The following is a 13,243-nucleotide window of genomic DNA, read 5'->3' as shown; positions in this document are numbered from 1 at the left end:
CGGCGGAGGCTTCAGCGCGCGAGTGACGCCGCGTCGCCCATCACGACCACCGGGTGCCGGGCCGGATCCAGCGCTCGCAGCAGCGCTCTCATGTCGGCCTTCTTCAGACTGATGCAGGCGTGGGTGGGACCGCCGTGGTCGACGTGGAACCAGATGCCTCCGCCGCGGCCCGCTCCGAGGGGCCGGGTCCAGTCACGCGGCGAAGTGCCCGCCTTGCGGTTGTAGTCGATCGCGACCACGTAGTCGAAGGAGCCGGCGAGGGACTCGCCCTCGAAGCCGGTGCCGACGATCGCGAAGCCGCCCGAGTGGTCGTACGGCAGCCGGGTGCCCGGATCGGGCAGCAGTCCACCGGCGTCGGTGAGGGAGAAGACGCCGATCGGCGAGTGCAGGTCACCCGCCGTGTGGTGGCTGGTCCAGCCCTTGAGGGCGTTGTGCGCGGGCCACTCCTGGCCGGCCTGCCAGCCGGAGGCGGTGCGCTCGTGGAGCACCACGGTGGAGTCGGAGGAGTCCCGGCCCTCTCCGGTCACCAGGACGACCTGCCGGGCGGTGGAGGGGACCTCGGCCAGTGTCCCGGGTCCGAGGCCGGGCAGTTCGCCGGGAGCGGTGGAGGCAGGAGGGGCGGGCGTCGGCACGGAGGTCTGCCGGACCGCCTCGGCGGCCGCCGCGCGCGGCGCCGTCGCCCGGCCGCCCTGTGCGCACCCGGTCACCAGGAGCGAGACGGCGAGGACGCCCGCCGGCACACGTATTGCTGTGATCATGCTCCGACCCTGACGAACACTTGTGAGGAACTCGTCAGGCCGGGGCCGCGGAAGGACCGTTCTCGCCGCGCACTCCCGGCACCGGTCGGGGTTGTTGCCGTTTCAGGACATCGGCGATCTTGGCGGAGGAAGTCCCTCCGGGCCAGGATGCCCGCATGAAGGGTGACCTCTTTTCCAATGACCACATGGTCCAGCCGGCCTCTGCGCCCGGCATGTCGGTGCAGAACGCCAAGTCCATCCGGTACGTCGTGAACGGCGAGATGATGGCCCGGCAGGGGGCGATGGTTGCCTTCCGCGGGAATCTGCAGTTCGAACGCAAGGGCCAGGGCGTGGGCGGGATGCTCAAGCGGGCCGTCACCGGTGAGGGGCTGCCGCTGATGGCGGTGCGCGGCCAGGGCGAGGCGTGGTTCGCGCACGAGGCGCAGAACTGCTTTGTCGTGGACGTCGAGCAGGGCGACGAGTTCACCGTCAACGGCCGGAACGTGCTCTGCTTCGACGCGACCCTGTCGTACCGGATCCAGACCGTGAAGGGCGCGGGTATCGCCGGCGGCGGCCTGTTCAACAGCGTGTTCACCGGGTCCGGCAAGCTGGGCCTGATCTGCGAGGGCAATCCGCTCGTCATACCCGTCACGTCGCAGTATCCCGTCTTCGTCGACACCGACGCTGTGGTGGGCTGGACGGCACACCTGCACACATCGCTGCACCGGTCGCAGTCCATCGGGTCGATGCTGCGCGGCGGTTCGGGCGAGGCGGTCCAGCTGAAGCTGGAGGGCGAGGGATACGTGGTCATACGGCCCAGCGAGGTGACCCCGCAGAAGGAGCACTGACCGCCTGGGCCCCGCCGCGGTGGCGGGGCCCCTTCCGCTGCCGGCTCTCGGCTCCCAGCCGGCGGATCCCTTGAGGAATCCGCCTGTTGGTGCCCGGCCGTGTGGCCGGGCCCGGGTCGTCCCAGGACCGTTCAGTTGGACCGGTAACGGGAGGCGAGTTCGGGGCTCTGTCCGCCGAAGGCGTCGAGGTCCGCCCGGAATACGGCGTCGAGGAGAGCAGTGTCCTCTACGCCGGGTGCGCAGACGACCTCGCCGAGTTCGAGGCCGCGCAGCCCTGCGGTGACGACGTCCTCGGCGCTCATACGGGGCATGACGCTCATGTCGAGTCCCTGACGCGCGTGGAATTCGGTGGCGACGACACCGGGGCACAGGACCTGAACCTGGACGCCGGTGTCCTCCAGCTCCGCGCTGAGGGTCTGGGACATGGCGACGAGGTGGGCCAGGGAACCGGCGTAAACGGCGCGGCGGGGCATGACGGACTTTTCGGCGGGACCGCTGAAAGCGATCATCCCGGCCACGTTGACGATTGCGCCCTCGCCCCGCTCCTGCATGCCGGCGACCGCGGCACGGGTGAGCATGGTGGGCGCGACGACCTTGACGTGGACGAGTTCGCGGGCCTTGTGGGCCGGCAGCTCGGCCAGTGGCATGTAGTGGGCGACGCCCGCGTTGTTCACGAGCATGGTCAGCGGCTCGTCGGCACAGATCTCGGCGACGGTGTCGACTCCGTCGTCGGTGGACAGGTCGGCGACGACGGTGCGGACCTTGGTACCGGTGTGGTCGGCGGCGAACTCCTCGAGGCGCTCTCTGTTGCGGCCGACGATGATCAGGTCGTAGCCGTCCGCGGCGAGGCGTTCGGCAAATGCCTTGCCGATGCCGGAGGTGGCGCCGGTGACGAGGGCGAGCTTGCTCATGATGCTTTTCCTTTCGGATGCAGACCGGATCGGCCTGGGTGAGGTTCCGGTGGAGCGGGGGTTCTCGGCGCGGGACCGCTGGGCGCGTGCCTCGGGCCGGTCGTCACCGAGGTGGTGATCGCCGGCGCCGCGGCTTCGGCGGATCAGGCACCGAGCCGGGTATCGGCAGGACGGCCAGGTCGACGGCGAACAGGCTGTCGGGGCGAACCGGGAGCAGGCGGGCCTTCCCGTAGCTGGAGGTCGTACGGGCGATCCGCCCGCACCGTCCGTGGTCCCGGCTGCGGCGTTCGCGCAGGACCAGCCACGTCACGTCGTCGGCCGGCCCGGGTTTCCGGGGGAGGTGAGCGGGGGCGTTGTTCCGGCATCGAGGTGGTGCAGCAGCCGTACAAGCCCGTGTGCCCCGCCCAGGCCGCGCTCGGTGACGGCGGCCGAGTCGATTCCGGCCTCGCGCAAGGCCCGGTCGAACAACTCCATGTCCAGTGCTTCCACACGGGCGAGATGTTCGACGTTGTCGAGCCGCACCATCGTGTTCAGCAGGGACAGCGCTGTGCTGGCGGCACTGCCCAGCTTGAGGACCTCCACCAGCCGGCCGGGGTCCAGTTCCAGCTCCACGGCCAGTTCGACGAGCTCCCCGATCGCGGCCTGGTTCATCATGAGCAGCGCGTTGTTGAAGAGCTTCGCGGTCTGCCCCGCGCCGGTCCCACCGAGGTGCACCACGTGGCGGGAGAAGGACCGGAACACGGGTCTGCAACGCCGGGCCGCGGATCGCGGACCGCCGACCATCGTGGTCAGCCGGCGCTCCTGCGCAGCCGAGCGGCCGCCGCTGACCGGGGCGTCCAACACCTCCACGTCGCCCCTCGCGCACAGCTCGGCCAGCCGCACGGCGTTGCCCGGCAGGCCGGTGCCGTGGTTGACGACGACGGAGCCGGGACGCAGGCCTTCGAGCATCTCCCCTACCAGGTGCAGAACGTCGTCGTCGGTGCTCACGCACAGGCAGACGATGTCGCAGGCCGCGGCCAGCTCACCGACCGTGTTGTGCCGCTGGTGGGGGACCTTGCCGAGGCCGTCCAGCGAGGCAGGACGCCGGACCCAGAGATGCAGGGGGTATCCCGCCTGGGCGATCGCGGTGGCCATGGGCAGACCCTGGTCACCCAGCCCGATGAACCCCACGACGGGCCCTACGGGCGTTTGTGCTTCGTCCATGCCTCCACGATCGGCGGGAAACGCCTGATCAGGTAGTAGACCCGTCTTCATGGGAACGGCAGTACCAGGACAGACAAGAGCCTCTCTTGCCACAATCAAGGGCATGGCGACCACAGAACTCGGCGCGGCCCTGCACCACTGGCGCGATCAGGTCTCGCCCGAGACCGTCGGTCTGCCCACAGGCGGACGCAGGCGTGCCGCCGGACTGCGCCGTGAGGAGTTGTCCCAGTTGGCCGGGGTCTCCGCCGACTACATCATCCGACTGGAACAGGGACGCGCCACCAACCCCTCACCCCAGATCGTCGAAGCCCTCGCCCGCGCCCTGCGGCTCACCCAGGACGAACGGGACCACCTCTTCCGGCTGGCCCGCCTCGCCCCACCGGGTCCCGGCACGATCCCACGGCACATCACCCCCGGCGTCCACCGCATGCTCGACCGGCTGACCGGCACACCGGTCGCCGTCTTCGACGCGGCCTGGACCCAGCTGCTCGCCAACCCCCTCTACACGGCGCTCATGGGGGAATGGCACGGCAACGATCTCAACGCGGTCTGGCGCAACTTCCTCAATCCGCACGGCCGCGTACGCCACACCCCCGAATCGAGGGGCGCTCTCCAAGCGGCACAGGTCGCCGACCTGCGCCGCACCGCCGGCCGCTACCCCGACGACCCGAACCTGCAGTCCCTGATCACCGAACTGCGCCGCCGCAGCACGCACTTCAACGATCTGTGGGAATCAGGCACCGTCGCGGAACACCAGGCCGCCCGCAAGACCGTCGACCACCCCCACGTCGGCGCCCTCGCCCTGGACTGCGATGTCCTCGGCGTCGCCGGCAGCGACCTGCGCATCATGGTCTACACGGCCCGGCCGGGCACCGAGGACGCCGACCGCCTGGCGCTGCTGAACATCGTAGGCACACAACTGCTCACAGGGTGACCTTCGGGGAGCGGAGCGGTGGGCCCGGTCCCCGTGAGGCACGTCGACCGGAGGATCGGTCCGGGACACCGTGACCGGCCGGGGCTTCGGCTTCGCAGGGCGGGGTCCGGTTGCGAAAGGCGTGCCTACGGATCCGGGCACACAGGCGCATCCCGATTGCCGAAGCCGCTGGGTCTCCACCTCGGGCCGGCCCCCATCGGCAACAGAACACATTTTCGAATGAAGCGGTACTCTGCGTCTATGGCCATGCACCTCCAGGGCTCGCTCTTCGACCAGACCGACGACATCCGGCTCGGCTCACTCAAGGGGCTGCAAAGGACCCTGCTCGGTGCAGGGGCCTGGATCGACCTGCTGCCGGGGTGGCTGAGCGGGGCCGACACCCTGTTCGAAAAGCTGGCCGCCGAGGTGCCATGGCATGCGGAGCGCCGGCAGATGTACGAGCACATGGTGGACGTGCCGCGTCTGCTTTCGTACTACCGCGCCGGCGAGACACTCCCGCACGCCGTGCTCGAGGAGGCACGCACCGCACTGTCCGCCCATTACGCCGCCGAACTGCGGGAACCCTTCGTCACGGCGGGTCTCTGCTACTACCGCGACGGCAAGGACAGCGTGGCCTGGCACGGGGACAGGATCGGCCGCGGTGCGCGGGAGGACACCATGGTCGCCATCCTCTCCGTGGGTGCGCCACGCGACCTGGCTCTGCGCCCACGCGGCGGCGGGGAGACGATCCGGCGCCCGCTCGGGCACGGCGACCTCATCGTGATGGGCGGCTCCTGCCAGCGGACCTGGGAGCACGCCATCCTCAAGTCCACGCGCGCGACCGGACCCCGGATCAGCATCCAGTTCCGGCCGCAGGGTGTGAACTGAGCGCGGTCATGTTGTGAGCCGAACCGGGTGTGGGCCTGACCGGCTCAGCCGGTGGAGCCGCGAACCGAGCCCCGCAGAGAACCCGGGCTCAGCCGGTCGAGCCGTGAAGTGAGCCCGGTCAAGGATCTGCGCTCAGACCGGTCAGGGAGTCAGGTGCGCCTGGACGGCCGGTGCGCAGCGGTCGACGATGTCGTCGAGGTCCGTGGCGCGCAGATATGTGCCGCGCGCGATCCCGAACATCACTCCCAGGCCCAGCAGCGATCCCAGAGCGAGTTCGGCGCGCAGGCCCGCGTCGGGTCCGGTCAGACGCGCGGCCAGACGGTCGCTCACCTGGGTGCGGAAGTTGGCGCGCAGGATATGGCCCTGTTCCCCGTGCAGGGGCGCGAACACGATGCGCAGGATCGGGTCCGCGCCCTGTTCGGTCTGGCTCGTCAGGACATGGCGCACCATGTGCCGCCCGAGGTCGGGGAGCGGTGCGTCGAGCAGCGCGGCCACGTCCGCCTCGAACGACATGACCTGCGAGAAGAGCGCGTCCTTGTTGCCGAAGTACTTCAGGATCAGGGGAGGGCTGACCCCCGCCCGGTCCGCGACCGCCTTCAGCGTGATGTCCCCATGGGCGTGCCGGGCGAGGAGGTGCCGGGCGGCACGGAGGATGGCGGCCTTGGTGGACCCGGCGTCGCGGCGCCCCGGTGACCTGCTCTGGCCGCCCTCGCGTGGTCCGGGCGTTCTGGGCGCGGCCTCGACATCGCCGCTGGTCGCCGTCGCCTCGTGCGCGGATGCCGTCGCCTGCCCGGTGACCCGGTCCGTGGGTGCGGCGGCGCGCCCGTCGGTCACCGTGATCACGCTCCTTCCAGTGCCTCTTCATGGGCCGGTGCCGTCCGCCGCCGGAGCCGGCGGGCATCGCCGTCGGGAGCATTGTCCCCGGGGATGGTGAGGGCCGCGGCACAAGCGACGAGTGCGACCGTACCCGCCATGGCGAACGCCAGCAGATAGCCGTGCAGGGTGGGGACGGAGGCTCCGTCGACGAGGCTCGTGTGCCGGACGAGGACCGCCGCGACGGCGGCGCTGCAGGTGGCCTGGCCGATGGTGCGCATCAGCACGTTCACACCGTTCGCGGAGGCCGTCTGCCCGGCCGGTACGGCACGCAGGATCAGTGTGGGCAGCGCGGAGTACGCGAGGGTGGTACCGGTCGCCACGATCGAGGCACCCACGATGATCATCCACAGGTGGTGGCTGTCCGCGATGCGTACCGCGTATCCGAGGGCGAGCACCGCCGCGCCGAGGGCCAGGGTGACCCGGGGACCGCGGGCCGTGGAGATCCGGGCCGAGAGCGGCGAGAACAGCAGCATGATCACTCCGCCGGGCAACAGACACAGCCCGCTGCCCACGATCGACAGCCCGAGCCCGTAGCCGGTGGCCTTCGGAGCCTGGACGAGCTGCGCCGTCACCAGGGAGTTCGCGTAGAAGCCGAAACCGACGAGAAGCGCGGTGAGGTGGGGCAGGGCGACCCGCGGGCGGGCCGCGAGCCGCAGGTCGACGAGGGGGTGCTCGGCGCGCAGTTGCTGCACGCACCACAGCGCCAGGATCACGACGGAACCGCCGAACAGACCCACGATCCGGGGGCTGCTCCAGCCCCACTGACCGCCTTCCGAGACGGCCAGCAGAAGACTGGCGAGACCCGCGGCGAGACCGAGTGCGCCGAGGACGTCGAACCGGCCGGGGGATCGCTCGGGCGACTCGCGCACGGCCCACCAGGCGAGGAAGAGACCGAGCGCACCGAGGGCGCTGGTCAGCCAGAACATGGCGTGCCAGTCGACGTACTGGATGACGAGCGCCGCGAGCGGCAGCCCGAGTGCCGCTCCGATGCCCACGGTGGAGCTCATGAAGGCGACCGCGGATCCGGTCCGCTCGGGCGGCAGTTCGTCGCGCAGGATGCTGATGGACAGCGGGACGACCGCTGCCGCAGCGCCCTGGAGCGCCCGGGCCGTGATGAGCACCCCGATGTCGGACGACAGCGCGCACATCAGGGAGCCCGCGGTCATCAGTGCCAGTGCGATCACCAGCACGCGCCGCTTGCCGTACATGTCTCCCGCACGCCCGAGTACCGGGGTGAGCACCGCACCGGACAGCAGGGTGGCGGTCACCATCCAGGACACGGTGCCGGCGGACGAGCCGGTGAGGCGGGGCAGATCGGGCAGCAACGGAACCACGACGGTCTGCATGACGGCCATGAGGATTCCGCCGAAGGCCAGCACGGGGACCGTCATCCGGTCCCGCAGTCCCGTGCGCCCGACCGGTTCCAAGGGGGGTGCGGAACGATCGGACGGGGCGGGTATCGGGGCCATGGGTGCTCCGGCGGTCGGTGTGGAGATGAGGTGAATTCCTATTCACCCTAGCTGGTGAATGGCCATTCACCGAATCGCCGACCGCCCAGCCGGCTCCCGCCCGACGACGGCGACACACCATCAACACCGGCGGGCTCATAAGCCAGTTCACGTCACGTTCCGGGAGTGATCGAGGTCACCGGGGGCCGGTTTCTCGCGAAGAAACCTCGTTCCGCCCTCCTTCGCGGGGCGGAATCTTCCCCTCCGGTGCCGGGACGGCGCCCGGCGAGACAAGATCAACTTGGTTCAAGTTTGCAGGAGATGTGGGTAATTGTCCTGATCGCGGCCAACCTCATTGCCGCGACTTCCCGGGCCGCCCGGCTGACGGATAGGCAGGACACATGTCGAACCCCCGTTGTCCGGAAGGATTTCGCATGCCAGCGCTCACCCGCCGCCGAGCTCTCACGGCCGGTGCCGCAGTCGCCGCCACCGTCGGCCTCCACACGCGAGCCGTCGCCGCCCCGCACGCCGCGTCCACCTCCGCTCACGAACAGGAGCACGCACACGGACACGACCTTCCCGAAGCCTTCGACGAGGTGTTCAGGGGCCGACGGATACAGGGTCGTCCGACCGGTGGTCACCACCACGGCACCGGATACGCCGTGTTCGTCGACGGGGCCGAGCTGCATGTGATGCGCAACGCGGACGGCAGCTGGATCAGCGTCGTCGGCCACTACGCCCCCGTCCCGAGCCCGCGCGACGCCGCCCGCGCCGCCGTCGAGGAGTTGCAGGGCGCCTCGCTCGTCCCCTTCGACTGACCATCCGCACACAGGAAGTCCGGAGTCTCCCGCACATGACCGTACGCAAGAACCAGGCGAACCTCACCCCCGACGAGAAGCGGCGGCTGGTCGCCGCGTTCGTCGAGCTCAAAAGCAGTGGCCGCTACGACGCCTTCGTCAGAACCCACAACGCCTTCATCATGGGCGACACCGACACCGGGGAGCGGACGGGGCACCGCTCACCGTCGTTCCTGCCCTGGCACCGAAGATTCCTGATCGAGTTCGAGCAGGCACTGCAGTCCGTCGACCCCTCGGTCGCGCTGCCGTACTGGGACTGGACCAGCGACCGTTCAGCACGCTCATCGCTGTGGGCACCGGACTTCCTCGGGGGTACCGGCCGCAGCCTCGACGCAAGGGTGACGGACGGGCCGTTCGCCGCGGCCACGGGAAACTGGACCATATCGGTGCGCGTGGACGCCCGCACGTATCTGCGGCGCTCCCTCGGCGCCACCGGCGAACTCCCGTCCAGGGCCGAGGTCGACTCGGTGCTCGCCATGGACACCTACGACATGCCGCCCTGGAACAGCGCCTCGGACGGCTTCCGCAACCACCTCGAGGGATGGCGCGGCGTCAATCTGCACAACCGCGTCCATGTGTGGGTGGGCGGACAGATGGCCACCGGTGTCTCCCCCAACGACCCTGTCTTCTGGCTGCATCACGCCTACGTGGACAAACTGTGGGCCCAGTGGCAGCGTCGCCACCCCGCCTCCGGCTATCTGCCACTGAGCGGCACGCGCGACGTGATCGACCTCCACGAGACCATGAAGCCGTGGAACGACGTACGTCCGGCGGACCTGTTGGACCACACGGCCTACTACACCTTCGACACGGACTGAGTGGGGCGCGGGTCACTCATGGCCGGGCGCGCGATGCGGCCACCGTCCTGCGCGGCGGGCGCTCGACGCGGGCGCGCCGGAGCCTCGGCGGCGGGCGCCCACACGTCGGTGCCGCGCCCGGCCCCTCCCCCGGGCTACCGGTTCTCGTTCCGGCCGAACTTCGGATAGGCGACGAGCCCGAAGACATTCCCGAACGCGCAGACGGCCAGCCATGCCTGAGGTGTCAGGCTCCGGGTGTCCGGGTGTCGAACGATGTCGATCATGCAGAGGACCGCCGGGACCAGCGCGATGAGCGGCACAAGCGCGACCCACGGAGTGGACGGTGACGAGCTGAAGGAGTCGGCCGACACGGGAAGGTCTGTCTGGCTGAGTCAGAAGCAGAACGGATACGGATGCGGCCCGGTCACGGTGTCTCGGGGGCCAGGATGAAGAGGCCGGCGACCTTCTCGTCCACGTCGAACGCGACGCGCGCCTTCATGTCGCCGGCCTCGTACCGGAGCGGGACGTCGACGACCGTGTGATCACCGATGCGCCGGACGAAGGGCTCGCCCTCCCCGAAGCCCTCGAACGCGCCTACCGGGCCGGTGACCGTGGCGAGACCGTCCCCCCGCACCTCGTCGGTGAATGCCGCGAGCACCTCGGCGTTGAACGACCGCCGGGCTTCGTCCATACGGCCTTCCAGGACGGCCGTGACGATGGAAAACGGCCTCTCACCGAGCCTCGCCCTTGGTCTACCCTCACCCCAACGGGGGTGGGGATGGAGCAAGCCGTTTTTGAATCCGTGACGTACTCCGCGATGTGCCAAGCCTGCGGCGCGGAGCTGGAGTGCCGCGGTGTCCAGGCCCTTGTCGGCGGGCGATTGCTATGGGATGTCGAGTCGGCGTGCCCGTCCTGCGGATTCGCCCTCGCCCTGTGCGGCGGGGACCTCCCGGGCGAACGGCGGGAACAACTGCTCGCCGAGCACGGACCTGCGACGTTGCAGGTGCTCGGCGCGTCACCGAACAGAGTCGTGATCATGCGTGTGCTTCGCGCCGAGTTCGGCACCGACCTGGCGGCCACGAAGGCTGTGCTGCGCAGCGTGCTGAGCGCCGACTGTACGGGGACGCTCCCGGAGATGGAACATTTGGCGCGCAGGCTACGCGCGTCCGGCATCACGGCCGTGGCCACTCGGGCATAGGCGTCGCTCGCGGCAGCGAGGTACAGATCGTCGCGATGGCGGGCTCCGGCTGGGAAGGTGGCCCGCGCAGCCCGAGTGCTGCACCACTCCGGTGCGCCGGCACAACACCCAGGCCCGTGACCGACATGGTCACCGGACAACGCAAGTCGGAGCCTCGGCGCAGGGATCCTGAACCTCAAGCGGATGCCATGGAAGGCCACTTGGAAGCAACGGGAGGCGTCCAAAGGCAACGGCGCCGCCCGGCACCGGAGCACGGCCGGCGTCGAGGACATACGATCAGCAGCAATCATGCACACCACAGGAGCGCCAGGCCCCATGGACGTCACGTCGGACAGCCCTTGGACGGGAACCGGCCTCGAGCCGCTCAGCGGCCGGGTCCTGGAGTACTTGGTGGGCCGTCCGTCGGCCGACCGCCTCGCCGTGGCCGACGCGGTCCACGCCTCCCCCGAAGAGACCGAGCGAGCACTTGAGGCCCTTGAGGATGCTCTCCTGGTGATCCGTGTCGACGCCCGTCCCCCGCGCTGGAAGGCCGTCCCGCCACGCTCCTCGCTGGGACCCCTGCTCGCCCGCAAACGCGGTGAACTGGCCCGGACCGAGCTCTACATGGAGCGGCTCCACGAGATCTACGACTCGGCGTCAGGCTCGCAGACGCATTTCGTGGAAGCCGTGGAGGACGGCGGAGAGGTCGCAGCGCGCTATGTGCATCTCCTCAAGAGCAGCAGCCATGAAGTGCTGCACTTGGCCAAGCCGCCCTATGTGACCGGGCCCGTGGACGGGCCGGCCCACGCGGATGCCGCTCGGGCAGCCGTTCGGGACGGTGTTCGGTTGCGATCGGTCTACGAGACCGACGGTCTCACCGACACCGTGTCGTTGGAGACTGCTCTGCGGGGCACGGTCGGCGGAGGCCGGCTCCGGCTCAGCGCACACGTGCCCATCAAACTGGTGCTGTTCGACGCGACCACTGCTCTTCTGCCTCTGCACAGCGACCGGCCCTCGACGGGGTCACTCGTCGTACGCTCCCCCGCCCTCGTCCACGCACTCGTCGCCCTCTTCGAAACAATCTGGGAGCACGCGACGCCCGCGACGCTGGAGAGCAGGCAGGACTCACCCGTGCCGCGGCAGGACGGGGAGACGGCACAGATCGACGAACGGACCCGCGAGATCCTGAGCCTCATGGCCACGGGTATGAAGGACGACGCCATCGCCCGCGTACTCAACGTCAGCCGCCGTACGGTCCAAAAACACGTCAGCGAGGCGGGCAGTGCCCTCGGGGCCCGGACCCGCTTCCAGATCGCGCTCCTGGCAGCCGAACGAGGCTGGCTGCGCCAAGGGGCCGGCACCTGACGCCGTAGCCCTTCGGACACGCCGCACCGCCACGGCCGCGCCCTGCCCCGGTGACCTGAACCCGCACTCCGCCTACCGCACCGCCCCCGAGGGGCCCCGGTCCTCCCGTGCCGTATCGGCTCCGCGCTCTCGGCCGGGCAGTCGGGTCGCGATGCCGTCGATCAGGAAGGCGAGACTCAGCGCGAACTGTTCGTCCATGTCCACCCCTGTTGGGGACGTCATCCACTCGGTCAGTGCCGGATGCCGTCTCCCCGACGCCAGTTCGCGCGCCGCTGTGATCGCCTGCGTCAGCTGCTCCGGGGTGTGCAGCCCATGGCGGCGCCGCATGGCCAGTTCCTCCGCCTCCTGCTGCGCGCTGCCGAAGATGTGCCGGTCGAGGAGTGCCGTGTAGGTCATGGCGTCGCCCACCGTGGCCCCCTGCCGGATCAGGACCTGCAGCAGGAACTCGGTGCGGCGCATCATCCGCGGGCCCAGCGGCGGGCGGGTCGGGACGAGCTGCGCGTACCAGAGGTGACGCTTGACCATGTGCCAACTGTCGAGGGCCACTTGGCGCAGGTCGGCGCGCCAGTCGTCGCCGGGTTCCGACGGCAGCGGGATCTCACCGGTGACGTGGTCGAGCATGAGGTCGACGAGGCCGTCCTTGTTCAGCACATAACGGTAGAGCGCCATGGGCGTGTACGGGCCGAGCCGCCGGGCGACGGCCGCCATGGTCAGCGCGTCCACCCCGCCCTCGTCGGCGACCGCGACGCCTGCCCGCACGATCTCGTCCCGTTCGAGAGGGCTCTGCCGGCGCCGGGGCGCGGGCTGGGTCCAGATCAAGGGGGGTGGCGTGCTGTCCGGTTTTTCCTTCACAGTGTGAGTATATAGACTCAACCTTAGATATACGAGCTATACGTAAGCGAGAACTTGATCAAGCGCATGAGGGAGACCATGAGCAACGGCATGAGTGAGGGCTTGGACGAACCCGCCGTCGGTCCGGCCGGCATCCGGCTGGGCGTCGTCCGTGGCATCAGCTACGGCATGTTCGGGGCGCCGGACAGTTTTGTGCCCGAGACCCGCGGACTCGGTGCCGGGCTGGCACGCGTCCATGTGTACTGGAGCCAGGTCGAGCCGGAACCGGGGCGCTTCGACTGGACGGTCGTCGACGCGATCCTCTGCCAGCTCGATCCCGCCGTCGAGACCTGGGTGACCGTCTGCTCCAGTTCTCCGTGGGCCACCCGGCA

The 13,243-nt window shown here is 69.8% G+C and carries 16 protein-coding genes; 7 read left to right on the top strand and 9 right to left on the bottom strand.

Annotated elements, in window-relative coordinates:
- Window positions 1-11: 11 nt before the first annotated feature.
- Complete coding sequence (locus tag ADL25_RS03900) at window positions 12-758, bottom strand: L,D-transpeptidase family protein (RefSeq protein WP_059126188.1); 747 nt, start codon at window positions 756-758, stop codon at window positions 12-14.
- Between the two features lie 155 nt (window positions 759-913).
- Here ADL25_RS03900 and ADL25_RS03895 point away from each other — a divergent pair, with 155 nt between their 5' ends.
- Complete coding sequence (locus tag ADL25_RS03895; protein WP_059126187.1) at window positions 914-1,585, top strand: AIM24 family protein; 672 nt, start codon at window positions 914-916, stop codon at window positions 1,583-1,585.
- 131 nt (window positions 1,586-1,716) lie between these two features.
- On the opposite strand, the gene ADL25_RS03890 is transcribed toward ADL25_RS03895, so the two are convergent.
- Together ADL25_RS03890 and ADL25_RS03885 are read right to left on the bottom strand one after the other, a co-directional pair.
- Window positions 1,717-2,496, bottom strand: coding sequence for an SDR family NAD(P)-dependent oxidoreductase (locus ADL25_RS03890; protein ID WP_059126186.1), 780 nt, complete (start codon window positions 2,494-2,496; stop codon window positions 1,717-1,719).
- A 306-nt stretch (window positions 2,497-2,802) separates the two neighbouring features.
- Window positions 2,803-3,699, bottom strand: coding sequence for an NAD(P)-dependent oxidoreductase (locus tag ADL25_RS03885; protein WP_059126185.1), 897 nt, complete (start codon window positions 3,697-3,699; stop codon window positions 2,803-2,805).
- A gap of 103 nt (window positions 3,700-3,802) precedes the next feature.
- Here ADL25_RS03885 and ADL25_RS03880 point away from each other — a divergent pair, with 103 nt between their 5' ends.
- Both ADL25_RS03880 and ADL25_RS03875 read left to right on the top strand, forming a co-directional pair.
- Window positions 3,803-4,633: a helix-turn-helix transcriptional regulator gene (locus tag ADL25_RS03880; RefSeq protein WP_059126184.1), complete on the top strand. Its 831-nt coding sequence runs from the start codon at window positions 3,803-3,805 to the stop codon at window positions 4,631-4,633.
- A gap of 240 nt (window positions 4,634-4,873) precedes the next feature.
- Entirely contained in the window at window positions 4,874-5,500 is a 627-nt protein-coding gene (locus tag ADL25_RS03875) for an alpha-ketoglutarate-dependent dioxygenase AlkB (protein WP_059126183.1), read from the top strand.
- Between the two features lie 141 nt (window positions 5,501-5,641).
- Here ADL25_RS03875 and ADL25_RS03870 read toward each other — a convergent pair whose 3' ends face one another.
- Window positions 5,642-6,154, bottom strand: a complete 513-nt coding sequence (locus tag ADL25_RS03870) for a TetR/AcrR family transcriptional regulator (protein ID WP_059126315.1) — start codon at window positions 6,152-6,154, stop codon at window positions 5,642-5,644.
- A gap of 185 nt (window positions 6,155-6,339) precedes the next feature.
- Complete coding sequence (locus ADL25_RS03865; protein ID WP_059126182.1) at window positions 6,340-7,845, bottom strand: MFS transporter; 1,506 nt, start codon at window positions 7,843-7,845, stop codon at window positions 6,340-6,342.
- A 413-nt stretch (window positions 7,846-8,258) separates the two neighbouring features.
- Between ADL25_RS03865 and melC1 the strand changes: the two genes are divergently transcribed.
- On the top strand, window positions 8,259-8,642 hold the full coding sequence (gene melC1 / locus ADL25_RS03860) for an apotyrosinase chaperone MelC1 (protein ID WP_059126181.1): 384 nt from the start codon (window positions 8,259-8,261) through the stop codon (window positions 8,640-8,642).
- Window positions 8,643-8,677: 35 nt separating this feature from the next.
- Window positions 8,678-9,499: a tyrosinase MelC2 gene (melC2, locus tag ADL25_RS03855; RefSeq protein WP_059126180.1), complete on the top strand. Its 822-nt coding sequence runs from the start codon at window positions 8,678-8,680 to the stop codon at window positions 9,497-9,499.
- A 134-nt stretch (window positions 9,500-9,633) separates the two neighbouring features.
- On the opposite strand, the gene ADL25_RS03850 is transcribed toward melC2, so the two are convergent.
- Both ADL25_RS03850 and ADL25_RS03845 read right to left on the bottom strand, forming a co-directional pair.
- Window positions 9,634-9,849, bottom strand: coding sequence for a PLDc N-terminal domain-containing protein (locus ADL25_RS03850; protein ID WP_059126179.1), 216 nt, complete (start codon window positions 9,847-9,849; stop codon window positions 9,634-9,636).
- 53 nt (window positions 9,850-9,902) lie between these two features.
- Entirely contained in the window at window positions 9,903-10,265 is a 363-nt protein-coding gene (locus ADL25_RS03845) for a DUF3887 domain-containing protein (protein WP_267889224.1), read from the bottom strand.
- Here ADL25_RS03845 and ADL25_RS03840 point away from each other — a divergent pair.
- Window positions 10,257-10,676 (top strand): hypothetical protein, encoded by a 420-nt coding sequence (locus ADL25_RS03840; protein WP_059126314.1) that lies wholly within the window; start codon window positions 10,257-10,259, stop codon window positions 10,674-10,676. The two genes, ADL25_RS03845 and ADL25_RS03840, sit on opposite strands and share 9 nt — an antisense overlap.
- Before the next feature lie 315 nt (window positions 10,677-10,991).
- Window positions 10,992-12,020, top strand: coding sequence for a helix-turn-helix transcriptional regulator (locus ADL25_RS03835; protein WP_059126177.1), 1,029 nt, complete (start codon window positions 10,992-10,994; stop codon window positions 12,018-12,020).
- Window positions 12,021-12,092: 72 nt separating this feature from the next.
- On the opposite strand, the gene ADL25_RS03830 is transcribed toward ADL25_RS03835, so the two are convergent.
- Both ADL25_RS03830 and ADL25_RS50240 read right to left on the bottom strand, forming a co-directional pair.
- Window positions 12,093-12,872: a TetR/AcrR family transcriptional regulator gene (locus ADL25_RS03830; RefSeq protein WP_107116503.1), complete on the bottom strand. Its 780-nt coding sequence runs from the start codon at window positions 12,870-12,872 to the stop codon at window positions 12,093-12,095.
- A 161-nt stretch (window positions 12,873-13,033) separates the two neighbouring features.
- Window positions 13,034-13,237, bottom strand: a complete 204-nt coding sequence (locus ADL25_RS50240) for a hypothetical protein (protein WP_059126176.1) — start codon at window positions 13,235-13,237, stop codon at window positions 13,034-13,036.
- Window positions 13,238-13,243: the final 6 nt, after the last annotated feature.

The organism is Streptomyces sp. NRRL F-5122, assembly GCF_001507435.1.
Taxonomy (GTDB): domain Bacteria; phylum Actinomycetota; class Actinomycetes; order Streptomycetales; family Streptomycetaceae; genus Streptomyces; species Streptomyces lannensis.
The sequence above is the reverse complement of the archived record's forward strand: the minus strand, read 5'-3'. Positions and strand labels throughout refer to the sequence as shown.

What these genes read in the sequence shown, in the direction of transcription:
- melC1 (WP_059126181.1), top strand. Translation starts at nt 8,259, where the DNA reads ATGCCAGCGCTCACCCGCCGCCGAGCTCTCACGGCCGGTGCCGCAGTC.
- ADL25_RS03900 (WP_059126188.1), bottom strand. Translation starts at nt 758, where the DNA reads ATGATCACAGCAATACGTGTGCCGGCGGGCGTCCTCGCCGTCTCGCTC.
- ADL25_RS03865 (WP_059126182.1), bottom strand. Translation starts at nt 7,845, where the DNA reads ATGGCCCCGATACCCGCCCCGTCCGATCGTTCCGCACCCCCCTTGGAA.
- ADL25_RS03895 (WP_059126187.1), top strand. Translation starts at nt 914, where the DNA reads ATGAAGGGTGACCTCTTTTCCAATGACCACATGGTCCAGCCGGCCTCT.
- ADL25_RS03890 (WP_059126186.1), bottom strand. Translation starts at nt 2,496, where the DNA reads ATGAGCAAGCTCGCCCTCGTCACCGGCGCCACCTCCGGCATCGGCAAG.
- ADL25_RS03875 (WP_059126183.1), top strand. Translation starts at nt 4,874, where the DNA reads ATGGCCATGCACCTCCAGGGCTCGCTCTTCGACCAGACCGACGACATC.
- ADL25_RS03840 (WP_059126314.1), top strand. Translation starts at nt 10,257, where the DNA reads ATGGAGCAAGCCGTTTTTGAATCCGTGACGTACTCCGCGATGTGCCAA.
- ADL25_RS03835 (WP_059126177.1), top strand. Translation starts at nt 10,992, where the DNA reads ATGGACGTCACGTCGGACAGCCCTTGGACGGGAACCGGCCTCGAGCCG.
- melC2 (WP_059126180.1), top strand. Translation starts at nt 8,678, where the DNA reads ATGACCGTACGCAAGAACCAGGCGAACCTCACCCCCGACGAGAAGCGG.
- ADL25_RS03885 (WP_059126185.1), bottom strand. Translation starts at nt 3,699, where the DNA reads ATGGACGAAGCACAAACGCCCGTAGGGCCCGTCGTGGGGTTCATCGGG.
- ADL25_RS03880 (WP_059126184.1), top strand. Translation starts at nt 3,803, where the DNA reads ATGGCGACCACAGAACTCGGCGCGGCCCTGCACCACTGGCGCGATCAG.